This is a genomic window from Desulfoferrobacter suflitae (assembly GCF_022603395.1).
Classification (GTDB): domain Bacteria; phylum Desulfobacterota; class Syntrophobacteria; order Syntrophobacterales; family Syntrophobacteraceae; genus Desulfoferrobacter; species Desulfoferrobacter suflitae.
Map to the genome: position 1 here is coordinate 12,006 of NZ_JAIBKA010000010.1, position 23,223 is coordinate 35,228.

The window sequence follows — 23,223 nt, forward strand, 5'->3', positions numbered from 1 at the left end:
AATACTATGCCGTCTCCCTTCCCGCAACAGGAATGCACCGTAATTCTTCATGTGCTTTACCAGACGGTGTCTTTTCATAACTTATTCTGAAAAGCGGTCATAAAAGTACAATAGGGGACGTTGGCAGGTTTGTCAGGTTATTCAAAAGGTTTTACTTAGCTTCTTCCAGAAGCTCAAAGAAACGTTCTCTGGTCATCCCTGCAGTGATCATGTTAGTGCGGGTATGTGTGGCCGGGACAAGTCTTGGACTGGTTTTGATGACCAGTGGCCGTATTATTCCTGCCTGGTCATTATGATATGGTCACCTTATCGGACCCACCCCAGTCGGCGTGAATAGGGGACGTTCCACTCGCTGCAAACGAAAAGGGTCGCCAAGGATTGGTTCTTCTGAACTGTCAAGATATTGAATGAAGGGCGCTCACACCATCACGTCCTCGTCTTCTCAAGTTTGTCACCAATCCGAAATCACAGCAATGGTCAGCAAGGAATCTCAATCCGTTGCCTCTCAGCCGTAAACAGCCACTTCATTCGCCAAATAGTCGGCTGCAAGATCCCGGGCAGCAAGGATATCTTCCGGTTTGAGATGGGGGTGATCGGCAATGATCTCTTCAGTGGTCATGCCGCCCGCGAGCTTACGCAATATATGTTCGACCGTGATTCGGGTGTTCCGGATCACAGGCTTTCCAAACATGATGCCGGGGTCAATTACGATTCTGTCATGTGCTTTCATTGCCAACTCGTAAAGGGGTCGCTTCTTAAAAGGCTTCGTCGTTGGAATCCCAGTTTACCACCTCGAAAGATCATATCGGCAGAATTGGATGCGGGGTTGAATCGGTTTTGGATTACGGGCGATTTCCATGTCGAAATGAAATTACGGTTGCAGGTAACTTGAACCACAGCGGCACCGAGGAAACAGAGTTGATTTCGTTTTACCGGTCGAGGGGCGGCCGGTAAAACCATGTGTTCAATTCCCTCCCGTGGTTTGACACAGCTCCGCCAACTCGGTTACCGTTCCGCCCCGTGTGCGGTTGATTGCGCATGCCGATGGCCAGTTCCGCAACTGAGCCTAATGCATATCATAGCTTCCAAGCTGGAGTTCCGGCAAAGGCTGGGTTGCCTCACGCGGTGCGCGTGACGCAACTCGACGCCTGTTTTGCTGGGTTTCGTCCCTCAACCCAGCCTACTTGGAAGGCAAGATGATTTTCATGAGCACTGTATCATACCATAAAATGACTTCCTTTAACCTAATTGAATGGGGCGAATTGGATAATGTACCCAACCGTGAATAGAGGATTAGAATTAGATTCAAACGTCTTCTAATTACAGCAGCCTGTCAGAGAACTTGGTTCCCTTGAGGAAGAGGAGTCCGCCGTGCTCGGACGGTCTCCCGGACTCACTGTTTGGCAATTTGGGTCGCCATTTTCTGCAGGTCGGCTACAGAATCCACGATGGTCACCAGGGTACCCGAATCGGCCCACCGATAAACTTCCTGCGCCGGTTCCACGGGTAGGATGATACAGCCGTGGGAACATTTCGGCCCTGTGACGTCACCAGCATGTATCCACACATGATCGTATATGCGCATGGCCCAGGGCATCCAGGCCGGTTCGCCAAACGAATTGGAATAACTTCTGGAAACATGGTCGGGGTCTTTTTCCTCGACCTTATACACACCCACTTCGGTATCTTCTCCCGGCTTCCCGATGCAGGCGTAGCTGTCCTTGACCAGTCGGCCTCTTTCATACCAGCCCATAAAGGGGTGTTGTTTGATAATCAGAATCGCTTTCGGCACCGCAGCGAACTCCGGAACCGATTCGGGCAGTGGGCTCCATTCCTTGTAGGCCCTGAAATCGTTGGGAACCATCAAGGGAAGTTTGTTGCGCATATCATCGGAAATGCGATAAGGCGCCTTGGCATTGAGGCGCGCCAGTATTTCTTTGCACGCGGGCGGCGTCAAGGCAGGGTCCATATGGCCGGCCTGCAACAGTTCATCCATGGTGACCAGGCGAGTGGTCCAGCCGGTTGCAGGAGGCGCGGGTGCGGCAGGCCGGTCTGTTCGAACTGCTTTGCTCCGCGACGACACCTCTGATGAGACGCTCTTGACGGACTCCTGCCTGCCCGCACAGCCACTCAACCACACACACAGTGCCAAAATCACCAACCAAACACCCCGCATCACCATGCTGCCGCTCCTCGCTCCTGCTTCAAATGTCATCCTTTTGAAAATAATATCCCGCTCTTATACACCCGATTCAAAATGTCATTTGAAACGGCATTTTTCAAGGGGAATTTCGTTGCGCGAAGCGTGTGACTCAACCCGACCTTCTACACCAAAAACATTAGCCTGGAAGCTATAGTTGTGGAAACGTTGAGGACGCTTTGTTATGGTTGACATGAGAATTCAGAAACTGCCCGGGGAGAATAACAATCCATGACCAAGCCAGCCAAAGCCCATCTCAATTATGCCCGCCCGGTGCAAATAGCCGACGGCATATTCTGGGTCGGATTTTACGATGTGCAATCGGGTCTGCACTGTAATCCCTACCTCATCACAGACGGCAACGAAGCGGTGGTGATCGACGGCGGCAGCCGACCGGATTTCCCTTCGGTGATGATGAAGATCCTTTCCACGGGGATTGACCCGGCGTCCATTGCAGCACTCATCTATCAGCACTACGACCCGGACCTGTGCGGCAGCATTTCCAACTTTGAAGATATCATCGACCGTGCCGACCTCAGGATCATCTCATCCAAGTCCAATCACATGTTCATCCGGCACTATGCCGCCAGTTCAGAACTTTACTCACTGGAAGACTACCCAGGGGGCTTCCGTTTTTCCTCGGGACGCAAGCTCAGGTTCATTCCCACCCCTTACGCCCATTCGGAAGGAAGTTTCGCAACCTTTGACGAAACCACCGGAGTTCTCTTCACCAGTGACCTGTTCGGCAGTTACGGCCTGCAATGGGACCTGGTCCTGGAACTGGAACCGGTGTGCAAGGACTGCCATGATTACGGCAATTGCCCGAACGGAAAGCCATACTGCCCACTGCCCGACCTTTTAAAATTTCACCAACACATCATTCCTTCCACCAAAGCCCTGCGGTTTGCTCTCGAACAGTTGGCACAGATTCCCTTCTGTGCCATCGCCCCTCAGCACGGCAGCATCATCCGCGGGGAGCATATCATCGACACGGTATGGAATCGGCTGGCCGACCTGGAATCCGTCGGAATCGAGGCGATCGTTGGAAATCGCACACAGTTCAACATGAAGAGAACCACGGCACAGGCGGAAACGAAAAACCATGAAATTTAACCGGTTAATTCGCAAGCACTTGCGACCGGGCGAGGAGGATCATCCTTACACGGACGACTGTCTGCAGCAGCTGATTGAATACAGAGCGCTGGAAGCCGACAACCAGCTCAACAAGCAGCTCCTCAAAGAGCTGGTCTTGAAATATTCCGCGGCAGAACGCGAACTGGTCCGGCTGAACAACGAACTGCTGGAAAAACAGCAGCGACTGGACCAGGACCTAAAGGCCGCTGCAGGAATCCAGCGGACCCTGCTGCCGAGCAAGCTTCCCGAAAGCAACCACCTGCGGGCTGCCTGGAAATTCATTCCGTGTGAACATATCGGCGGAGATATCTTCAATCTGTTTCCCCTGGACGAGGATCACCTGGCTGTTTACATGATCGATGTGAGCGGCCACGGAGTGCCCGCCGCCCTGGTCACCGTGTCGGTCTCGCAGGCGCTGCATCCGGACGGAGGCTATGTGCTCAAGAAACCATCGGCGCCTGCGGTATCCAGGCAGATTGCAGCGCCCAGAGATGTTTTGAGCGGGTTGGACGAACAGTATCCCATCGAACGGTTCGACATGTTCTTCACCATGAACTACGGCATTGTCAATACGCGGGAAGGAATTCTGCAATACGCCAATGCCGGCCACCCGCCGGCAATACTGGTGCATCCCGCGGGCGGCATCGAGATCCTGGAAGCGAAGGGCCCTGTCATCGGCATGGGGGGCATTCCTTTCGAACAGCAACAAACCAACATCGCTCCAGGGGACAAAGTCATATTTTACACGGACGGCATCATCGAATACGAGAACGCCGCGCAGCTTTTTTACGGCAAAGAAAGATTCTATCGACTCTTGGAAAAATCCTGCAGAGAGCCTCTGAGCACACTCATGGAAAGGATCATTGAATCCTTGCGAGATTTCGCAGAAGATGCCGCGCCCCAGGACGACATCAGCCTGCTGGCCTTTGAGTACCTGGGCGGAACCTGACAAACAGTTCATCCTTGCTGCTCCCGGCGCCTTGCGCGGAGCGACAGGTGCACGTTTGCAGCGCGGGAATCACGCTTCCCGCAGGGCCTCGATGATGTTCATCCGGGATGCCCGGAGTGCGGGCAGAATTCCCCCGGCAAAGCCCATGATCAAAGAAAAGCCCATGGCCTTGTAGACAATCTCGGGCGACAGAGCAAAACCGAAGGCCAGTTCAGAAAATGTTTGGAAATTGGTCGTGGAAACGGTAAAAAACTGCAGAAACGAAGCGAAGCAAAGGCCCGCCATGCCCCCCAGGAAACCCAGGATGAGAGATTCCAGCAGGAACGCCGTCAAAATGTTGGAACGTTTGAAGCCAAGCGCCCTGAGGGTGCCTATCTCGGCCGTGCGATTGGCCACCGCCGCGTACATGGTGATCATGGCCCCAACAATGGCACCGATGGAAAAAACCACGGTGAGCGACATGCCGAGAATACGCAAAAACTTGGCCAGGGCTGCCGACTGATCCAGATAATAGGTGGTTTCCCGCTTGGCTTCAAGGGTCAGGCGCGGATCGTTTTCGAGGCGTTCCTTCACTCGCGGAAATTCAGACGCGTCGCGTAGCTTGAAGACGACCGAAGAATAGACCGACCTGCGGAAAGCCTGCATGAGCTGATCGACATCGCCCCAGATTTCCGAGCTGAAACCCGTGTTGCCGGCATCGAAAATCCCCACAACATCCCAGGAGCGCTGGGCAAAATTCATTTTGCTGCCAAGACCGGTATTGGCGAATCGCTTCACAACACTCTGTCCCACCATCACTTCGGTCAGCCCCGGCTTGGGCGCGCGCCCTGCCACAATTTTGACCTGCGGGCGGAGCACCAGGGAAGACTTTGAGATCCCGCGGATGATCAAGTTGGCAGGACTGTTGGTCCCCTTGCGGGGGATGTTGATGAGCACCACCAGTTCTCTGGCCGCCAGTCGCCGGCCATCGTTGCCAAACGCCACCTCAGGGTCGCTTTCCACCACCGCCGCCTGATAGCGGTCAATGCCGCTTTGCACCTCGGTTCCGGCACCTTTACGGATCACCACAACGTTATCCGCAGACCCCGTCTGCACGAGCGTCCGTTGTAGCCCTTCCGCCAGCATGACTATGGAAGCAAAGGAAAAAACCACAAGGGCCATGCCCGCCGCGGTGAGGAACGTGGTCAGCCGCCGGGTCAATAGATTGCGGAAGCTGTAGGCAACCAGTAGCCTCATCTACCCGATCCTGCGCAATCCTTCCGCGATGCGAACACGGATGGCCCGCCAGGCAGGAAAAACGGCAGCAATGATCCCGACAGACAGCGCTGCGGCAGCATCCATGACAATAGTTTCACGCGCCACGTTGAAAACCGGGAACCAGTCTCCCACCGCCTGTCCGAATGCCCTGGCCAGAGGGAATGTCAGAAGAATTCCAATAGCCCCGCCGAGACATGTGATCACCAGGGATTCGCCAAGAATCATTGCGGTCAAATACCAGGGGCCGAATCCCAGGGTTTTGAAGACCGCGTATTCCCCCATTCGCTCTCGCACCGACATGACCATGGTGTTGGCCACCACCGCCATGATGATCACGATGATGACCAGTGAAACCAGTTTAATGGCCGTGATGATGGCCTCGCTCATGGACACAAAACCCATCTGAAAAGCCTTTTCGGTTTCCGTCAAAGTCTCGGCGAACGAGTTCTTGAACATCCGGTCGACAGCCACTGCTGTTCGCGCGGCAAGATCCGGGTTGGTCAGTCCGATGATATAGAATCCTACCTTATCGGCTCTCGATGGAGCACTCTTTTTCAGGCTTTCATTCAAGTAATCCCAGTGGAAAAAAAATTGGCTCTGGTCGGTGGTTTGATCGCGCCCGGCATAAATCGCCCGCAGCACAAACTCCCAGTTGCCCGGGTAAATGGTCCCTTTCAGCGTGATGTTGTCACCGATTTCCCAGCCAAACCGTTTGGCCAGTTTGGCCCCAACAGCGCAGGCTTTCCGATCGCGTAGAAACGTTTCCTGCTGTTCGACCGGAATGATGAATTCCGGATACAACTCCAGATAGGTCTTGGGCTCGACCGCAAAGTTGGCGAAAAAGTTCTTTTCCTCAATGTAGATCCCGCCAAACCAGCTCCCGTAGGAAACCGTCTTGACTCCCTCCACGGCACGAATTTTATCCCGGTAGGAAATCGGCAGGGGGAAGACCAGGGATATGGCATTGCGGGTAATCAGCCGGCTGGTCGAAGAGGCCGCCACCCCTGCATACCAGGCGCTGATAACGGTGCGCAGCATGCCGAACGCCAGAATGGCAATGCACATCCCGCACACGGTGAGGGTATTGCGCAACTTGTGCCTAAAAGCATTCCGCAAGAGTAGCTTCAGGAGCATTGGCCAAGACGCCTTTGTCCAAATATTTCATCGATTGAGCCCGCCTGGCGGCACGTGGATCGTGGGTGACCATGATGATCGTCTTGCCAAGATTTTCGCTCAGCCGTTCCATCAACTTGAGCACCTCCTCGGCCGATCCCCTGTCCAGATCGCCGGTGGGCTCGTCGGCTACCAGTATGGTGGGGTCGGTCACGACCGCTCGAGCGATGGCCACGCGCTGCTGCTGCCCGCCCGAAAGCTGCCTGGGATAGTGATCCATGCGATCCGCCAGCTTGACCAGCTGCAGTGCCGTTTCCACGTGTCGGCGCCGTTCCTTCTTGGAAAGGCTGGTCAGTATGAGAGGCAGTTCGACATTTTCAAAAGCGGTCAAAACGGGAATGAGATTGTAAAATTGAAAAATAAAGCCGACATGGCCGGCACGCCAGTCGGCCAGTTCGGTTTCTGACAAGGTGGTGATATCAACGCCGCCGACTATGACGCTGCCCGAATCCGCCTGGTCGAGACCGGCAATGAGATTCAGCAACGTGCTCTTGCCGGAACCGGAAGGCCCCATGAGCGCAAGGAACTCGCCCTCGTGGATGGTCAGTGAAATATTCTCCAGAACCGGCACAGACTGCCCCCCGCGACGGTAAGACTTACTGAGTTCCCTGATCTCTACGATGACCTCAGCGGCATCGACCATGGTTCACCCGTTCCACCAACCCACCCCCATCCCCTGCCCTCTGCCCTCTGCCCTCTGCCCTCTGCTTTCCGCCTTCCGCTTTCCGCTTTCTGCTTTCTGCTTTCCGCTTTCACTCCGCCACACTGACCTTGTCGCCGGGTTCTACTCCGTCGACAGTCACAATGACCTTTTCTCCAACCGTCAGCCCATCACGTACACTGACCATTCCGTTATATTTCCTGCCGAGCTTGACAGGCACTGCGACGGCTTTGCCGTCCTTGACGATATAAACGGACGCTTCTTGGTCCCGCTCGATTACCGCCGACGCCGGAATGGCCGTAAACGGTTGCTCACCCTGCGCCACCTGCTGCGACAAAAAGGCCACCGTAGCGCTCATTTCCGGCAAAATACGGCGGTCTTTATCGACAAAGGCAACCTTGACCATCACGGTCGCCTTGCTGCGGTCCGCCGTCGGCACAATCATGTGAACCTTCCCGCGAAAACGGATATCGGGCAGAGCATCCAGTTGAATTTCACAAGGTTGACCCACCTTGACCTGCTCAATGTTGGATTCGGATACATCGGCTTCCACCTGCAAGGAATCCATGTCGGCTATGGTCACAACGGCGGCCTTGGCATTGGCCGCTGCCCCAAGGGGAGTGATAATGTCGCCGACATCGGCATCTTTGGTGAGAACCACCGCGTCGAAAGGGGCCTGAATGGCAGCATACGATACCCTCGCCTCGGCCTCGGCAAGCGCCGCCTGACTTGCCCTGAGCTCGGCCTGCCGTGCCGCCACAGCGTCTTGCGCTCTACTGTAGCGCGCCACCGCCTCATCATATTCCAGTTCGGATACGAAGCCTCGATCCACCACCTGCTTTTTTCGCTGGTACGCCAGTTGCGCTACCTTTTGCTCGGCCTGAGCCTCCTGCAACCGATGTTTGGCCGCCTCCACTTCCGCTTTGGCCCGGTCTCGAGCTGCTTCGGCATCCTTGTTTTCCAGCCGTGCTATCACCTGCCCTTCCTTGACCCGGCTTCCTTCTTCCACCCCCAGATAGACGAGCTGGCTGGTAATTTTTGCCGCCACTGCGGCCTTGCGCTGGGCAACCACATAGCCGCTTGCATTCAACAAGGTGACCATCTGGGAAGGGTAGTACCTTTGAACGTTGGCCACCTGGACCTCAATGGACGGAGTGAGAAAGCCCTTTTGGTAGAGCAGCAGCAGGACGAGCAACATGCCTCCGACGAAGGCCATGAGTCCATATCGCCTGGTCCTCCTGCGACGTGGAGTCACCTCCTTCTTATCGATGCGCAGCTTCGACAGGTCTTCTTCCGACACGAGAATTCTCCTTTGGGTGACCAGCAGGTGAAAATTTCAGCGGTATCACCGTCACGTTCTTGCATGCAGTCACAACAGGGCATTTATATCAACTTGTCTGCACTGAAAAGAAAAATTGTGGAGCGCCGGCGGTTTTCAGCAGAATGAGGACGTATAAAAAAAACTTTCCCGGCAATCACCTGGCGGCTGAACGGTTACCAAAACGGTTACCAATCTTCCATTGCATCAGCTGATACCGTGAGGTATAAGCCTTTACTGCACGGCCCCTTTCATCACAGAATGATTGCTGATTTGCATTGAAATATAGATTCTTGCAACACCTGCGGATGTTGCCCCACATTTACCGGGCTGCATCTGATGTGAGCGAGGCGCAAGGTATGGCTGATGAGCACCACTTGAAGGTATTGGGTGAGGGGATAACGGTCTGGAATAGCTGGAGAAGTACAAACAGCGACGTTCAGCCCGATCTGGTCGGAGTCGATCTGCGCGATCTGGACTTGCGGGAAATCAATCTTTCCAGGGCTCGTTTGGAAGGAACCAATTTTGCTCACTCCGACTTGCGTGATGCCAACCTCTCCTCGTCCAACCTGGCGGGGGCCTGCCTCGCCTTCGCGGACCTCGAAAATGCGGTCCTGGCTTTTTCCAATTTAACTTCAACCGATCTAAGAGCCGCCAACCTCAGGAATGCTTCCCTGGAGGATGCCGATCTCAAACATGCCGACATGGCGCACGCATGCCTGGAAGGTGCAAGCCTCGCGTATGCGGACCTTTCGCATGCAAATCTCATGGACAGTGACCTCATGGGAGCCAATTTCAAGGCGGCCAACCTGGAAAACGCCAATGTCTCTATGGTCAAGTACGACCGCAAAATCTTCACGCGCAGCATCAAACAGTTGAGAGGCAATCTCAGGTTGCTCTGGCAGCACAGATACGACCTCATGCTGGATACCACCATACGCTGCAGGGGAGTAAACGCCGCTGCGTGCTTTGGCAGTCAGCGATTCAAGCTGTTTTTGCAGGACCAGGATTACCTCGAGGAATTTTTAGACACTCCCTGGGGCAAGCGGGTCTTCTTTTTCTGGTGGCTCACCGCCGACTGCGGTCGATCGGTTGCGCGCTGGGCCGGCCTGTCGATCAGCATTGCCTTGGTCTACTCGCTGGTCTACTTTCTTCTTGGGGCAGACCACTTTGCTACCACCTACCTGAAGTTCAATGTCTTAAATATGATTTACTACAGTGTGGTGACCTTCACCACACTGGGCTTTGGAGACATAACGCCCAAAACGACCGGGGCTGCAATGCTCGTCATGACCGAGGTGATCATAGGCTACATCATGCTGGGGGGACTGATCACCATCTTTGCAAGCAAGCTTTCCCGCAGAAGCAATTAGCCGTCAAGCCGCCGACCATGGGCTGATTTATCCAACCCCTTCGGGGTATCAGGCCGATCAATGTGGCCACTTCGGGGCGCCAAGCAACCTGCCTCGGTCGGTGAATAAAAGTGGGATCAAATCAGATGGCTTGTGCCAGAATGATTTTCATCAACCCAGGAAGCAACTCTCTGGTGCAGGAGTCACAAACGAGGCCTAATTGCGGGTTTTGAACGTCCGGGCCATAAGGAATGTTGGGTTCAATTCAGATTCGATGGTGGAAAGCGAGCAGGCGCCCTGCTGCATGCAGGCGAAAGCCCCACCCGGGAAGTAGAAAACGCAGCCCGGCAGATACCTGGGAATGCCGGGGGTTTTACCGGGCGGTCCTCTTGTGCCTGATCAACCGCCATAAAGTGAGCAACCGTACCGCCACGATTGCAGTGATGAGACGCGGAATCCACAACCAAAATGCATTCAAGCCGAGGGACAAAAACAGCGTGGGGTCCTCCACCATGGAATGATTGATGCCTATGGAAAGCTGCAATTCTTCGAGTTCCTGTGGGCTCAAGTCTCCTCTTTTGGCTTCTTCCACTATCACCGCCGCGCCGTAAGCCAAGCCAAACACCACCGCCGTCATCCACAGCATGCCGACTTTTGGGCTCAATCCGAGGGCCTTCAAAAACGGCAGCAATACTCTGACGATATGATCGATCCAGCCAAGGGCCTTGAGATTCTCGAGCAGCAACATGATGCCCATGATGATGAAAAATATCTTTACCGCCAGGTGCCACATGGTGACGGCCCAGTTTTTCATGGCAGCCATGAAGGGCTGAGCATCCGCCATTACCTTGCCGACATGCGACATGTTCTGGATTGTCGTGGCATTTAGAAATTGAGCGGCGATGATAACGGTGATGAAGGCGGCCGCCAGGCGGAAAATGGTCGCCTTCAAGGGGTGCAAGCCTGATTTGCCTTGAATCACGCCTTCCTGAATCAAATTGTGGGCAATGAGCAGAAAAATTGCCATGAGAGTCATCTGTTCTTTGGAAAAAGGCAGGACCATCATGGCGGCAATGCCCCCGTAAACCCCGGTGAGCATTCCGATGATCAACGGCAACGCCGCCATGGCGGGCAGACCGATGACACTCATTACCGGCTGGATGAGGAAGTCCATGTGCTTCATCAGGCCGCTCCATTCCAACAACGCCGTCAGCAGTGAAATCGGCACAAGGATTTTCAGCATCCACAGGAAGCCCAGCCAGCCCTTGCGAACGCCGCACGCGGAACCTTCCTTCACTGTCCATACCAGGCTGCCGCGGGCCGTTTCGTCACTGCCGGCGGCCACCACGGTTGCTGAAGCGGCGGCGTGCATCCGCCCATCGCCGTCAGATCCAGGTCGCATCATGTGCATTTTTCCTCTTTCCAATCTTGAACGCCAGGCGATCCTCCGTGGGTCTTTGCAGGAAATATTTGTACAAGAACCCGTACATGCATGGCAAACCAAACCCTATAGTACCGATAACCGACGGTCATTCTATGCGATATTTGGGCTCTACAACATGCTCATTCCTGCAGCGCGGGCAGCGGCTTGGTTTGGTAAAGCGCGTGCGATCGGAAAAGACATACCCGCATTCGCTGCAACGGGACGGCGTCACCAGCAAGCGCTTTTTCTGAGCTGCAACTGATTTGGCAATATGCCCCAGGTGCTGATAGACTTCCTTCTCGGATATGCGCAACGCTTGCGAAATGTCTCTCGCATTGCATTCCGACTGACTCAAGAGCTCCTTGATCTGCTGGCGAGTTGTCTGCACCGGAAACAATGACCTCCCCCCGTGTTGTGCCCGGGTGACCCTAAAACCGTCGGTGCCGAACAAATACTCGACGAACCTCGGCCCTTCATACAAGCTTCCCCCTGGAGGAAACCGGCTTACCTTAACATACCGCGCCTCCAAGACCAACCGCGGTTTTCTCGCTTGCTTTATCATCATGTTATTCGTAGTTTTTAAAGGAAGATTCGGGAGGAAGCCCCTGCAATGCAGAAACACAATTCCCATAGGCATCGCATCATCAACCACAGGGCAGGCCGTCAGCCCTGCCGTCCCTGGAAAGGAGATCGCAAATGTTTGAACTGATTCGCAAAAGTTTGCTGGCAAGTCTGGGAGCAGCCGTTGTCACCAAGGAAAAGATACAGGAAGCAACCTTCTCGCTGGTTGAACAGGGGAAAATCTCCGCCGAAGAAGCGGAAAAGCTCACCGAAGAATTGGTGGAAAGTGGACAGCACCAATGGGAAGAGGTCCATGCCAAGATATCCGAGTCGGTGCGCAAGAGCATGGACAATCTGGACATCGGCAGCAAGACGGAATTCAAGGATCTCAAAGCGCGCGTGGAAAACCTGGAAAAACGAGTGGCCATGCTGGAGGCAGCTGCGCTGAGCGATAAGGAAGCAGGGCATGGAGATTAAGGCCGTCGCCCATTTCGGTCGCTTCAAAGACATTATCATCACCCTGTTCAAATACGGGTTTGATGACATCGTCGAGCGCCTCGATCTACCCGGAAAATTTATTATAGAAAAGATCTATCCCGCGCACACTGAGCTGAACACCTGGCAGCGCATCAGGCATACCCTTGAAGAACTGGGGCCGACCTTCATTAAACTTGGTCAGATACTGAGTCTGCGTCCCGACCTGATGCCGCCGCCTCTCATTTTCGAGCTGCAAAAACTGCAGGACGAAGTGACTCCGGTATCGTTTCCCGAAATAGAAAAGGTCCTGCAAAAGAACCTGTCGGCACCGGTAACAGAAGTCTTCGAGGTCTTCGAGGAAGATCCAATTGCTGCGGCCTCCCTGGCACAGGTTCACCGCGCTGTGCTCAAGGAAAACCACCAGGCCGTGGCGGTGAAGATTCAACGACCGGGAATCCGCCACATCATCGACACGGATCTCTATATCCTCTCCGCTCTTGCCCGGCAGCTGCATGACCGCATGGACGGTGCTCAGATTTATGATCTTCCTGAGCTCGTCAAAGAATTCAAGAGAAATATTTTGCGTGAACTGGATTTTCGCAGAGAAGCCAGGAATATGAAAATATCCCAGGCCAATCTGGCCGATTTTCCCAACGTCCATATTCCCAGACTCTACAAGGATCACTGCACCGAACAGATGATCACCATGGAGCTCATTCACGGCACCAAATTGCGCGACCTGCAGCTGGATACTCTGGCCGACCGCCAAAGTCTGGCCAGGCACGGTCTGCAGGTCACCATCAAGCAAGTGCTGGAAGACGGCTTTTTCCATGCCGATCCCCACCCGGGAAATGTGTTCATCCTGGACAACCACATATTTTGCATTATTGATTGGGGAATGGTCGGCAGGCTCACAGAGCAAACCCGAGCGGATGTCATCGAGCTCATCAAGTCCGTGGTGGACAAGGACAGCGAACGATTGCTCGATATCCTGCTGCGCTTCTCCAGCTGGGAAAGCACCATTAACGAACGGCTTCTACAGAGAGAGATACTGGATATCCTGGACGTCTACCACAACACTCCCATTCGTGAAGTCAACGTCAGTCAGCTTTTAATGGACATCGCCGAGCTTCTGCGCGAACATCAGATCAAACTGCCCGCCGATATGGCCGTCATGATCAAGGCCATGGTGACAGCAGAGGGGACCGCCCGTCTGCTCTACCCCGATCTCAACGTGGTGGCCGAAACGGAGCCCTCTATAGAGAAACTGATCGTGCAGCAATGGAAGCCCAAAGCGGTGTGGAGAAATCTCCGACGCACTCTGACCCATCTGCATAACCTGCAAAAAAAACTGCCCGGCCACATCGAGCGAATCATTCATAAGATCGATCGCGGCGAGCTCAGCATTCAATTCCAGCACAAGAATCTGGACGGCCTGCGCAACACGCTGGAAAACGTAGCTAATCGGATCACCTTCGGATTGATCATCGCCGCCATGATCATCGGATCGTCCATGATCATCACAACCGGGGTCGAGCCGTTGCTCTTCGGTTTTCCCGCTTTCGGCATCATCGGCTACATCATTTCTGCCATCATAGGCCTCTGGCTGATCTACAATATTGTACGCACGCGCAAATACTGACCCCCCTTGTTCCTGCTCACCCTCACTTGCTCCGGCGAAAGTCGGGAGCAGGGAGGATGGAGACGCGCTTTTTGCGTCGCAACCCGCCACACACCGCATCCATTGCGAATTATCACGCGTGCCGCGTGACCTCACCCACCTGCCCCTGTGGTCGAGGTACCAAAAGAGAATTGCTGCATCCAGTGGAGGGGCGGTTGAGTTATTGGATGTTCGAGTGTCATCCCACATCGGACGCCGGCCGCTTCGGCGCAACGACCAGGGTCATCCAGTCCTCCTGTTCCATTACCAGGTTGATTTCGCAAACATCGCCGATTAACGGCATCAATTGAGGCAGCTGGGATTTCAAGAAACCGCTCAGCACCACCTGCCGATATTTGGCCCATTCACTTTCCCGAAGCAGCTGCCTGAGGCAGGGCCATTCGAGATTCAGCAGCAGCAGGTCGGAAGGCTCTTTCAAAATCGATGGATCCCTTGCCACCAGCAGCTCAATCCGCGACCGCCGGCCATTGGCAACCGCATTGGACAATGCAACTCGTATGGCCAGGGGATTGCAATCCACAGCAATGATTCTGGAGGCGCCCAGTTTGGCGCAGGCCAGAGCCAGAATACCGGTTCCGGTACCGAAGTCCACCACCGTCTGGATGCAACTTTGTTCAAACAGGCGTGCAACGGCCAAGAGACAACCCCTGGTTGTGGGGTGCAAACCCGTTCCAAAAACCACTCCGGGATTGATTAGAATGGACAGCTTCCCTCTCATGCCGCCGGCGGTGTCGGTATGATCGCCAACCTGAATCACAAACGGACCGACTTCATGATCCCGCCCGGATACCTGCTGCCATTGAGCATAGTCAAGCTGGTAAGTATTCCTCAGACACCATCCATTGCCGTTCTCCAGGAGCCAACGGCGCACCGGAGAATCCGCCGGTCGCTCAAAAAATACATAATAATAAGGGACTTCCGGCCAGATGCCGAGATACCCCTCTGCTTGGGGCTCGGTTTCGGGGCTTGCCGGCCCCGAGCATTCGTACACATAAAGTTGTTCGGGAAGATTGATTTTCATCGTCCTGACCTTTGACTTTTTTCTCAGGATAGTCCATTGTGCACATCAATGAAAACAACTTTTGCCGGGTGCTGATGTCACGGGGGGAATCATGCAAATCATCCAGACACCGGTCGGACACATGGAAGTCTTTTGTTACCTTGTCTACGACGAGACAAGCGGTGACGGGGTTCTGATCGATCCCGCCGGAGATGAAACCCGGTTGTTACGACTTTTGCGCGCAAAGGGCGTTACCCTGCGCTACATTCTGAACACTCACGGGCATGCCGACCACACGTGCGGCAATGATATTTTGCGCGATGCAACCGGAGCCAAAGTGGTCATGCACCAGCTGGACGATGATTTTTTCCAACAACCGGAGAGTCGGCAGTGGGCCGAAATGATGGGGTTCTGTGCGGTGACGCCGGCGGATGTCCGCATTCAGGACGGCGACGAGATTCAGTTCGGCGGCATCACGGCAAAGTTCATCCATACCCCCGGCCACACGCCCGGCGCGTGCTGCATCTTGATCGACGGCAACCTGTTCACGGGCGACACCCTGTTTGTCAGTGCCGTAGGCCGCACCGATCTGCCCGGTGCTTCTTTCCAGCAACTGCTTGCATCCCTCAAGACAAAAATTCTTCCCCTGCCCCCGCAAACAATTGTCTGGCCGGGCCATGACTACGGGGACCGTCCCAAGTCGACGCTCCGGCATGAAATGGAAACGAACCCATACATCACGGATTTTCTGTTGGATGATGAGTGAGAGAGCCCTTTTAAACTACGTCAGTTTCTCGACCCCCATCGGTCGAATAGCCCTCTGTGCGAGTTCGCGAGGTATCTGCCGGATCGACTTCTGTGGTAACGCGATCCCTTCACTCGAATCGATGCTGGAACGTATGCAAATGCTGTTCGCATCGTTTGATGTTGATGCAGGAGCACACCGTGCATTGCTCAACGCCACCAAAAGCGCCATTCTCCAATATTTCTCCGAACACATCCCCTTGCCGGAAACACCGCTTGACATCAGCGCAGGAACGCCTTTTCAACAAGCGGTATGGCAGGCGCTCTGCCATATCCCCTTCGGAGAAACACGAGCGTATCTCGATATTGCGCGCAGCATCGGCAAACCCAATGCGGCGCGGGCCGTCGGGGGAGCCTGCGCGACCAACCCTATCCCCTTGATCATCCCATGCCATCGAGTCATAACGAGCGGCGGCCAATTAGGAGGCTACAGCGGTGGGCTGGATATCAAGAAAATGCTACTGAAGTTGGAAAACGCTGAATTCAACCCATAGTACCCCGGCAAGTCTTTTGCCCCAAGCCGCCATGATCAAGCGTTCACGCCGTATGAGCGAGCTTCCTGCGGGACCCCGATTCCTATTCCCTTGACATAAGCATACCGCAAGAATATGGTACAGACTCACTCGTTTGCCTTAGATAACGATATCTTATCCAGTTGAGTGGAGGATCGACCTTGAAACTGAACAACTTGAAGCTGAAAGATCAGATAGAAAAACCCGGTGGGAAATTAGGAGTGCTCATCCCAGGTATTGGAGGCGCAGTCAGCACGACATTCATCGCCGGCGTGGAGCTGGTTCGAAAAGGCCTGGCTGAACCCATCGGCTCATTGACCCAGGTGGGAACCATTCGCTTGGGAAAACGATTCGAATATCGAACCCCTTTCATTAAAGATTTTGTTCCGCTGCATTCCGTTGACGACCTGGTTTTCGGCGGCTGGGATCTATATGAAGCCAATGCTTACGAAGCCGCGTTGTATGCCAAGGTGCTGAGCCGGGAACATCTCGAATCCATTAAAGGGTTTCTGGCCGGCATCAAACCGATGCGGGCTGTGTTCGACCGGCGTTTCGTGCGCAACCTGGACGGCACCTATGTCAAGCCGGGCCAAAACCTGCGTCAGCATGTGGACGCGTTGAAGGAAGATATTGTTAAATTCAAGGAGGCAAACGGGCTGCAAAACTGCATTATGATCTGGTGCGGCAGCACGGAAGTCTATCTCAAGTCCGAAGACATTCATACGGCTCCGGAAAAATTTTACGAAGCCCTTGAACAAAACGACTCGCGTATTCCACCCAGCATGCTGTACGCGCTTGCCGCTCTGGAAAGCGGCATCCCCTTCATTAACGGCGCCCCCAACCTCACGGTGGATACGCCCGCCATGCTGGAACTGGCAAACCGGAACAAAGTGCCTATCGCCGGCAAGGATTTCAAAACCGGCCAGACCCTCATGAAAACCATTCTCGCTCCGGGGCTCAAGGCCCGCATGCTGGGGCTCGAGGGCTGGTACTCGACCAACATTCTCGGCAATCGGGACGGATTGGTGCTGGATGATAAGGATTCGTTCAAAACCAAGGAAGAGAGCAAACTGTCAGTATTGGAATATATACTGCAACCGCAGCTCTATCCGACTCTCTACAAGAACTACTACCATAAGGTGACCATCAATTATTATCCCCCTCGTGGAGACAACAAGGAAGGATGGGATTGCATCGATATCTTCGGCTGGCTGGGTTACCCCATGCAAATCAAGGTCGATTTTCAGTGCCGGGACAGTATCCTGGCGGCCCCGCTCATCCTGGACCTGGTGCTGCTGACCGATCTTGCGCAAAGAGTCGGCATGGACGGCATTCAGGAATGGCTCTCATTCTACTTCAAAAGCCCTCTGCACAAGGAAGGGCTGTATCCGGAGCACGATCTCTTCATCCAGCTGATGAAGCTCAAAAATACCCTGCGTTATCTCATGGGCGAAGAACAGATCACCCACTTCGGACTCGACTATTATATGAATAACGCCGGCTCGGCATGATGGGCGTCGGGTTGAGCCACGCGTGCCGCGCGACTCAACCCGACCTGCACCTGTCTGTCACATGATAAAGGCCCCCATGAAAAAACATCAGCATGACTTCGTTGAAGACTATGATCAAATGATCGCCTTTGGCTTTTCCAGGGAAGTCGATGAAAAGTCCCTGATGGTGTACCTGCAAAAGTTTTCTGACGATGACTTCATGAAAATCCTGGTGCCGCGCCTGAGCGACCGGGAAATCACGCAGCTGTTTGATCACATCAGCGGCCTCATGCGCAAGCACATGAGTGAGGACGAATATCATCGCTACTTCCTCAAAGATCGCTCATGACCGGTCAACGCGGCTCTCACACCGCGGCTGGTCATGGCTCGCGGCGCTGGCTGGACGACTGAAGAGCAAGGCTTCGTTTACGTGATCAAGATCCTGTCCGTTTCCGATGTAGCTGAACCGAGCCTTTTGCCTGCTCTGAAAGACAAACGGTTTGACGATATTTCTCTCATACTCTCATGTGGAGATCTTCCCCCCGAGTATCTTGCTTCCCTGACCGATACCCTAAAAGCCCCGCTCTTTTATGTGCTTGGAAATCACGATATCCGCTATGCCGCCAGGCAACCGCACGGCTGTCTGAATCTGCATCGGCGCCTGGTCACGTTCAGGAGACTGAACTTTCTCGGTTTAGAAGGTTCCATGTGGTACAATGGGGGTCCGTATCAGTACACCGAAAACGAAATGCGGCGCCTGATCCGCCGTATGCGCACCACCATCTGGTGGCGGGGGGGCGTCGATGTGGTGATAACCCATGCTCCACCACGCGGTATTCATGACGAGGAAGACCTGTGCCACCAAGGATTTGAAAGCTTTCGTTGGCTCATTAACAAGTACAAGCCTCAATATTTTATTCATGGTCACATTCACAAGAACTTCGCTGCAGCAGCGGAGCGGATATCTCAAGTAGACGCAACCACCGTGATCAACACTTACGGGCATCATATTTTTGTAATCGACGATGCGGCACATCATAGATAGACTGGTCAAGTTTTGCCGAGGCGGTTCATGCCCGGCCGAGTCCAAGAGCTTCAGTGAAACTCAGCGGGCAGCGGACGCCTTTGAAAGCCGGGTGCGGGGCCTTCGGACGGTGCCGCTCGCCAGAATTGTCGGTAGTGTCGGACGTTATCGGGACTTCGACAGCCGCTTCAAGCCCAAGGATCACCTCCCAGCGGAACGGCTGCAGTCCATCAGGGAGGCCATGAGACAAGGCCGGCACATGCCTCCCGTAAAGCTCTGTCAGATCAAAGACGAGTACTACGTGGAAGACGGCAATCATCGCATCGCCGCCGCCAAAGAACTGGGCCACGATGAAATACTTGCCCACGTGGTGGAACTGATTCCCTCCGGCAACAGCCTGGAAGATGTCCTCTACCGGCAGCGATCAGAGTTTTACGATCGAACCAGGCTCCCCGGTGAAATCACCCTCACGGAACCGGGTCAGTACGACCGTTTGCTCAAGCAGATAACCTCTCACCAGGCCTATCTGGAGAACCGTGAGGGGAAGTCTGTCGCCTTTGAGGAGGCGGCGCTGGACTGGTATCGCTGCATCTATCGCCCGCTGTGTGACATCGTCAAGCGGGGAAATCTGCTCGAGCATTTCCCCGGGCGCACCATCGCAGACCTTTACACTTTCGTGTCTGTGCACCTTTGGGAGTTGGGCGAAAGCCGCCATTACGGCATCGGCATCAACCAGCTCATCCCCCCAACCATGGAGGAGTTTCGCAGGCAAATGGACAAAGCTCGGGAACGCGACTATCCGGATATGCATCGGAGGGTAACGGCCTTCGTCCTGATAAACATTCAACCCAAGCGAGAATCAAGGATCGTTGACAAGCTGTTTGAGTTGGACGAAGTCAGCGAGATTCACAGCGTACACGGTGACGTTGACCTGCTCATCAAGGTCAAGCTGACCCGCCATCTGCTCAGCTCGGATGCCGAAATAATCGCCAACTTCGTGCAGGATAAGGTGCGTCAACTGCCGGGAATCATCAGCACCAAAACCTTGATCCCGGGGTTTTCCCGCATCAAGGATTAGCGCCTTTCCCTGGATCACTGGGGGCGCGGCCGGAGCCATTCACTGAGTCGTTGAATGACGACATAAAAAACCGGCACAAACACCACCATCAGCGCCATAGCGGCAAACATGCCACCCAGCACGGCCGTACCGAGGGCCTTGCGGCTGGCGGCCCCGGCCCCCGCGGCAATGACCAGGGGAAAGACGCCCAGGATGAAGGTGAAGCCCGTCATAAGAATCGGGCGAAACCTCAGTCGCGCAGCTTTCAGGGCAGCCTCCTCGATACCCTCCCCCGCCTCTCGCTGCAGCTTGGCAAATTCCACAATTAAGATGGCGGTCTTGCACGCCAGGCCAATGAGCAGCACAATTCCAATTTGGGTATACATGTTCACGTCCATGCCGCGCACCAACAGCGCGACCACGGTGCCAAACAGCGCCAGCGGAACCACCAGAATGACGGAAAAAGAGAGGGACCAGCTCTCATACTGAGCGCACAGCACCAGGTATACGAACACAACGGCGAGAATAAAGATCGGCATAGCCTGCCCGCTGGTCAGCTTTTCCTGATAGGACATTCCGGTCCACTCAAAACCCATGGCCGGAGGCAGCTTGGCTTCCGCCATCTCTTCCATGATGTTGAGCGCTTCTCCCGAACTGTACCCGGGCGCCGCCGATCCACTGATAGCAGCAGACGGGTACAGGTTGTATCGATTGATGATTTGCGGACCCAGGGTCTTCTCTACTTGGACCATCGTGCCCAGCGGCACCATCTCACCGCGATTGTTTCTCACTTCCAGTTGGCGTATATCCTCGATGCGTCTGCGGAAGGAAGCATCGGCCTGAACATTGACCCGATAGACCCGGTCGAATTTATTGAAATCGTTGACGTATAACGATCCCAGATAAGCCTGAAGAGTGTCGAATACAGAGGAAAGCGGGATGTCCAAAGTTTTCACCTGGGTCCGGTTCACATCGGCATAGAGCTGGGGAACGTTCGCTCTAAATGTTGAATAGACGTTTACCAATCCGGTCTGACTGTTGGCCGCCTGGACCATCTCCTCAGCCAACTGCTGCAGCGCCTGCAGCCCCACTCCGCCGCGGTCCTGCAGTTGCATCTGAAACCCGCCCGCTTCACCCAGGCCGATGATGGCCGGGGGAGGAAAGGCGAATATGTTGGCCTCCCGGATGGCAGCAGCCTCCTGCCACAAACGCCCCACAATGCCCTCCAGGCTCAGTTGAGGCGTTTCCCTCTCATCCCACGGCTTCAAGATGATCCAGTATGCAGCAGCGTTGGAAGCGTTGGCGCCGTCCAACAGAGAATAACCGGAAACCGAGACGAACCCGTCTACACCCTCCAGGCTTTCCAGCCTCTTGTTTATCTTTTGCACGACGGCATCGGTTCGCGGTTTGGAGGCGGCATCGGGCAACTGCACACTGAGCATGGCATAGCCCTGATCCTCGAGGGGCAGAAAACCGGTCGGCAGCGTGATGAAGCCCCAATAGGCGGCGGCCAGCAAGGCAATAAACGGCAGAAGCATCAACACCGCGCGCCGCACCATTACCCCGACTACCCGCACATAAAAGGCCTGCCCCAGGTCATAGGCCCAATTGAACGCGCGAAAGAACCAGTTGCGCCGCTGTGACGTGGGTCGCAGTAGAAGGGCGCACAGCGCAGGACTCATGGTGAGCGCGTTGATGGAACTGAAAACGGTGGCTGTGGATATGGTCAGCGCAAACTGGCGGTAAAGCCGACCGGTAATACCTCCCAGGAAAGCGGTCGGCAGGAAGACCGCCAGAAGCACCAGCGTAGTCGCGATGACCGGCCCGGTGACTTCCTGCATCGCTTTTATGGTGGCATCGCGGGCGTTCAACCCCGTTTCATCGATATTGCGCACCGCATTTTCCACAACGACTATGGCGTCATCGACCACCACCCCGATAGCCAGGACAATTCCAAACAGGGAAATCATATTGAGAGAGAATCCCAGCAGTCCCATGACGGCAAAGGTACCGATCAGGGATACGGGAATAGTGATGCCCGGGACGAGCGAAGCACGCCAGTCCTCGAGAAAAACAAGAATCGTGATGAAGACCAGCAGAGACGCGATGATCAGTGTCAGCAAAACTTCTTTTATGGCGGAATTGACAAACTTGGTGGTGTCAAAGGGAATACTGTAGGCCAGATCCTCAGGAAACCCCCTGCTGAGCTCCTCCATCTTATCGGCAATGCGCCTGGAAACGTCCAAAGCGTTGGCTCCCGGCAGCTGAAACACGGCCAGCGCCGCCGACGGTTGGTCGTTGTAGCGGCTGCTGACATCGTAGGTCACGGAGCCGAGCTCGACACGAGCGACGTCTGCCACGCGGGTGATGCGTGTGCCCTCGCCGGTTTTTATGATAATCTGTTCAAATTGTCGGACGTCGCTCAGACGTCCCAGCGTATTGATGGTGTACTGGAAGCTTTGATCCGAGGGAACAGGTGGCTGGCCGATTTGACCGGCCGCCACCTGAATATTTTGTTCTCGGATTGCCGCGACCACATCGTTGGTCGTCAGCGCGCGGGCCTTAAGCTTATCCGGGTCGAGCCAGATGCGCATGCTGTAGTTTCCGGCGCCAAACACCAGCACCTCGCCAACGCCATCCAGCCGGGCAAGCTCGTCCCTTATGCGCAGCGTCGCATAGTTGCTCAGGTAAAGCTCATCCAAGGTGTTGCCGGGGGAAGTCAGAGTCACGAACAGCACGATGTTGGACGATTGCTTCTGCACAGTAATGCCCAGTCGCCTCACCTCCTCGGGCAGCATCGGCTCCGCCACTGCCACCCGGTTTTGCGTGCGCACCGCGGCCATATCCAGGTCCGTGCCGGTAGCGAAGGTTATTGTCAGCTGGTACTGCCCATTGTTGGAGCAGGTGCTCGACATGTACAGCATGCCTTCCACACCATTGACCTGCTCTTCGATGGGCTGCGCTACAGTCTGCGCCAAAACGGTCGCATTGGAGCCGGGATAAGCGGCGGATACCACCACGGTCGGGGGCAGTATGTCCGGATACTGGGCGATGGGAAGTGTCCTGAAGGTGACCAGTCCGGCAATGACAATGACAATCGAAACCACACTGGCAAAGATAGGACGATCAATAAAAAATCGGCTGAACATA

21 protein-coding genes are annotated in these 23,223 nt (G+C 54.8%); 11 read left to right on the forward strand and 10 right to left on the reverse strand.

Annotated features, from left to right (window positions below; genetic code table 11):
- Positions 1 to 505 precede the first annotated feature (505 nt).
- Together K1V27_RS16675 and K1V27_RS16680 are read right to left on the reverse strand one after the other, a co-directional pair.
- The gene (locus K1V27_RS16675) at positions 506 to 730 is read right to left on the reverse strand and encodes a DUF433 domain-containing protein (protein ID WP_258931182.1); all 225 of its coding nucleotides are present in this window, start codon (positions 728 to 730) and stop codon (positions 506 to 508) included.
- Positions 731 to 1,393: 663 nt separating this feature from the next.
- Positions 1,394 to 2,182 (reverse strand): L,D-transpeptidase, encoded by a 789-nt coding sequence (locus K1V27_RS16680; RefSeq protein ID WP_258931183.1) that lies wholly within the window; start codon positions 2,180 to 2,182, stop codon positions 1,394 to 1,396.
- A 249-nt stretch (positions 2,183 to 2,431) separates the two neighbouring features.
- On the opposite strand from K1V27_RS16680, the gene K1V27_RS16685 reads away from it, so the two are divergent.
- Complete coding sequence (locus tag K1V27_RS16685) at positions 2,432 to 3,313, forward strand: oxygen-binding di-iron domain-containing protein (RefSeq protein WP_258931184.1); 882 nt, start codon at positions 2,432 to 2,434, stop codon at positions 3,311 to 3,313.
- Positions 3,303 to 4,283, forward strand: coding sequence for a PP2C family protein-serine/threonine phosphatase (locus tag K1V27_RS16690; protein WP_258931185.1), 981 nt, complete (start codon positions 3,303 to 3,305; stop codon positions 4,281 to 4,283). The genes K1V27_RS16685 and K1V27_RS16690 overlap by 11 nt, the downstream gene beginning before the upstream one ends.
- A 69-nt stretch (positions 4,284 to 4,352) precedes the next feature.
- Here the strand turns inward: K1V27_RS16690 and K1V27_RS16695 are convergent, their stop codons facing one another.
- The 4 genes from K1V27_RS16695 to K1V27_RS16710 all read right to left on the reverse strand — a co-directional run bounded on the left by K1V27_RS16695 (position 4,353) and on the right by K1V27_RS16710 (position 8,674).
- The gene (locus K1V27_RS16695) at positions 4,353 to 5,519 is read right to left on the reverse strand and encodes an ABC transporter permease (protein WP_258931186.1); all 1,167 of its coding nucleotides are present in this window, start codon (positions 5,517 to 5,519) and stop codon (positions 4,353 to 4,355) included.
- Positions 5,520 to 6,674: an ABC transporter permease gene (locus K1V27_RS16700; protein ID WP_258931187.1), complete on the reverse strand. Its 1,155-nt coding sequence runs from the start codon at positions 6,672 to 6,674 to the stop codon at positions 5,520 to 5,522. It abuts the gene before it with no gap.
- On the reverse strand, positions 6,640 to 7,356 hold the full coding sequence (locus tag K1V27_RS16705; protein WP_258931188.1) for an ABC transporter ATP-binding protein: 717 nt from the start codon (positions 7,354 to 7,356) through the stop codon (positions 6,640 to 6,642). Before K1V27_RS16705 ends, K1V27_RS16700 begins: the two co-directional genes overlap by 35 nt.
- A 109-nt stretch (positions 7,357 to 7,465) precedes the next feature.
- On the reverse strand, positions 7,466 to 8,674 hold the full coding sequence (locus K1V27_RS16710) for an efflux RND transporter periplasmic adaptor subunit (RefSeq protein WP_258931189.1): 1,209 nt from the start codon (positions 8,672 to 8,674) through the stop codon (positions 7,466 to 7,468).
- A gap of 377 nt (positions 8,675 to 9,051) precedes the next feature.
- Here K1V27_RS16710 and K1V27_RS16715 point away from each other — a divergent pair, with 377 nt between their 5' ends.
- A complete protein-coding gene (locus K1V27_RS16715; protein ID WP_258931190.1) occupies positions 9,052 to 10,065 on the forward strand; it encodes a pentapeptide repeat-containing protein in 1,014 nt (337 codons plus the stop codon).
- A 352-nt stretch (positions 10,066 to 10,417) separates the two neighbouring features.
- On the opposite strand, the gene K1V27_RS16720 is transcribed toward K1V27_RS16715, so the two are convergent.
- Together K1V27_RS16720 and K1V27_RS16725 are read right to left on the reverse strand one after the other, a co-directional pair.
- Positions 10,418 to 11,449, reverse strand: coding sequence for a nucleoside recognition domain-containing protein (locus K1V27_RS16720; protein ID WP_258931191.1), 1,032 nt, complete (start codon positions 11,447 to 11,449; stop codon positions 10,418 to 10,420).
- A 124-nt stretch (positions 11,450 to 11,573) separates the two neighbouring features.
- Positions 11,574 to 11,855 carry a transcriptional regulator gene (locus tag K1V27_RS16725; protein ID WP_258931192.1) on the reverse strand — a complete coding sequence of 94 codons (282 nt, stop codon included), beginning with the start codon at positions 11,853 to 11,855 and terminating at the stop codon, positions 11,574 to 11,576.
- A gap of 308 nt (positions 11,856 to 12,163) precedes the next feature.
- Between K1V27_RS16725 and K1V27_RS16730 the strand changes: the two genes are divergently transcribed.
- Positions 12,164 to 12,505, forward strand: a complete 342-nt coding sequence (locus K1V27_RS16730; RefSeq protein WP_258931193.1) for a phasin family protein — start codon at positions 12,164 to 12,166, stop codon at positions 12,503 to 12,505.
- Positions 12,495 to 14,147, forward strand: a complete 1,653-nt coding sequence (locus K1V27_RS16735) for an ABC1 kinase family protein (RefSeq protein ID WP_258931194.1) — start codon at positions 12,495 to 12,497, stop codon at positions 14,145 to 14,147. Before K1V27_RS16730 ends, K1V27_RS16735 begins: the two co-directional genes overlap by 11 nt.
- Before the next feature lie 217 nt (positions 14,148 to 14,364).
- Here the strand turns inward: K1V27_RS16735 and K1V27_RS16740 are convergent, their stop codons facing one another.
- On the reverse strand, positions 14,365 to 15,207 hold the full coding sequence (locus tag K1V27_RS16740; RefSeq protein WP_258931195.1) for a 50S ribosomal protein L11 methyltransferase: 843 nt from the start codon (positions 15,205 to 15,207) through the stop codon (positions 14,365 to 14,367).
- Between the two features lie 91 nt (positions 15,208 to 15,298).
- On the opposite strand from K1V27_RS16740, the gene K1V27_RS16745 reads away from it, so the two are divergent.
- The 6 genes from K1V27_RS16745 to K1V27_RS16770 all read left to right on the forward strand — a co-directional run bounded on the left by K1V27_RS16745 (position 15,299) and on the right by K1V27_RS16770 (position 20,094).
- Positions 15,299 to 15,952, forward strand: a complete 654-nt coding sequence (locus K1V27_RS16745) for an MBL fold metallo-hydrolase (RefSeq protein ID WP_258931196.1) — start codon at positions 15,299 to 15,301, stop codon at positions 15,950 to 15,952.
- The gene (locus K1V27_RS16750; RefSeq protein WP_258931197.1) at positions 15,900 to 16,484 is read left to right on the forward strand and encodes a methylated-DNA--[protein]-cysteine S-methyltransferase; all 585 of its coding nucleotides are present in this window, start codon (positions 15,900 to 15,902) and stop codon (positions 16,482 to 16,484) included. The genes K1V27_RS16745 and K1V27_RS16750 overlap by 53 nt, the downstream gene beginning before the upstream one ends.
- A gap of 200 nt (positions 16,485 to 16,684) precedes the next feature.
- Positions 16,685 to 18,013, forward strand: a complete 1,329-nt coding sequence (locus K1V27_RS16755) for an inositol-3-phosphate synthase (protein WP_435051675.1) — start codon at positions 16,685 to 16,687, stop codon at positions 18,011 to 18,013.
- A gap of 76 nt (positions 18,014 to 18,089) precedes the next feature.
- The gene (locus K1V27_RS16760; RefSeq protein WP_258931199.1) at positions 18,090 to 18,341 is read left to right on the forward strand and encodes a cytoplasmic protein; all 252 of its coding nucleotides are present in this window, start codon (positions 18,090 to 18,092) and stop codon (positions 18,339 to 18,341) included.
- Between the two features lie 33 nt (positions 18,342 to 18,374).
- Positions 18,375 to 19,037, forward strand: a complete 663-nt coding sequence (locus K1V27_RS16765) for a metallophosphoesterase family protein (RefSeq protein ID WP_258931200.1) — start codon at positions 18,375 to 18,377, stop codon at positions 19,035 to 19,037.
- Positions 19,018 to 20,094: an Lrp/AsnC ligand binding domain-containing protein gene (locus tag K1V27_RS16770; RefSeq protein WP_258931201.1), complete on the forward strand. Its 1,077-nt coding sequence runs from the start codon at positions 19,018 to 19,020 to the stop codon at positions 20,092 to 20,094. Before K1V27_RS16765 ends, K1V27_RS16770 begins: the two co-directional genes overlap by 20 nt.
- Positions 20,095 to 20,108: 14 nt before the next feature.
- Here K1V27_RS16770 and K1V27_RS16775 read toward each other — a convergent pair whose 3' ends face one another.
- A complete protein-coding gene (locus K1V27_RS16775) occupies positions 20,109 to 23,222 on the reverse strand; it encodes an efflux RND transporter permease subunit (RefSeq protein WP_258931202.1) in 3,114 nt (1,037 codons plus the stop codon).
- Position 23,223: the final 1 nt, after the last annotated feature.

Excerpts from the sequence above, each read along its gene's own strand:
- K1V27_RS16750 (WP_258931197.1), top strand. The coding sequence starts at position 15,900 with ATGAAATGGAAACGAACCCATACATCACGGATTTTCTGTTGGATGATG.
- K1V27_RS16690 (WP_258931185.1), top strand. The coding sequence starts at position 3,303 with ATGAAATTTAACCGGTTAATTCGCAAGCACTTGCGACCGGGCGAGGAG.
- K1V27_RS16765 (WP_258931200.1), top strand. The coding sequence starts at position 18,375 with ATGGCTCGCGGCGCTGGCTGGACGACTGAAGAGCAAGGCTTCGTTTAC.
- K1V27_RS16695 (WP_258931186.1), bottom strand. The coding sequence starts at position 5,519 with ATGAGGCTACTGGTTGCCTACAGCTTCCGCAATCTATTGACCCGGCGG.
- K1V27_RS16775 (WP_258931202.1), bottom strand. The coding sequence starts at position 23,222 with ATGTTCAGCCGATTTTTTATTGATCGTCCTATCTTTGCCAGTGTGGTT.
- K1V27_RS16700 (WP_258931187.1), bottom strand. The coding sequence starts at position 6,674 with ATGCTCCTGAAGCTACTCTTGCGGAATGCTTTTAGGCACAAGTTGCGC.
- K1V27_RS16740 (WP_258931195.1), bottom strand. The coding sequence starts at position 15,207 with ATGAAAATCAATCTTCCCGAACAACTTTATGTGTACGAATGCTCGGGG.
- K1V27_RS16685 (WP_258931184.1), top strand. The coding sequence starts at position 2,432 with ATGACCAAGCCAGCCAAAGCCCATCTCAATTATGCCCGCCCGGTGCAA.
- K1V27_RS16675 (WP_258931182.1), bottom strand. The coding sequence starts at position 730 with ATGAAAGCACATGACAGAATCGTAATTGACCCCGGCATCATGTTTGGA.
- K1V27_RS16715 (WP_258931190.1), top strand. The coding sequence starts at position 9,052 with ATGGCTGATGAGCACCACTTGAAGGTATTGGGTGAGGGGATAACGGTC.
- K1V27_RS16720 (WP_258931191.1), bottom strand. The coding sequence starts at position 11,449 with ATGATGCGACCTGGATCTGACGGCGATGGGCGGATGCACGCCGCCGCT.
- K1V27_RS16760 (WP_258931199.1), top strand. The coding sequence starts at position 18,090 with ATGAAAAAACATCAGCATGACTTCGTTGAAGACTATGATCAAATGATC.
- K1V27_RS16745 (WP_258931196.1), top strand. The coding sequence starts at position 15,299 with ATGCAAATCATCCAGACACCGGTCGGACACATGGAAGTCTTTTGTTAC.
- K1V27_RS16730 (WP_258931193.1), top strand. The coding sequence starts at position 12,164 with ATGTTTGAACTGATTCGCAAAAGTTTGCTGGCAAGTCTGGGAGCAGCC.
- K1V27_RS16680 (WP_258931183.1), bottom strand. The coding sequence starts at position 2,182 with ATGGTGATGCGGGGTGTTTGGTTGGTGATTTTGGCACTGTGTGTGTGG.
- K1V27_RS16705 (WP_258931188.1), bottom strand. The coding sequence starts at position 7,356 with ATGGTCGATGCCGCTGAGGTCATCGTAGAGATCAGGGAACTCAGTAAG.
- K1V27_RS16735 (WP_258931194.1), top strand. The coding sequence starts at position 12,495 with ATGGAGATTAAGGCCGTCGCCCATTTCGGTCGCTTCAAAGACATTATC.
- K1V27_RS16770 (WP_258931201.1), top strand. The coding sequence starts at position 19,018 with ATGCGGCACATCATAGATAGACTGGTCAAGTTTTGCCGAGGCGGTTCA.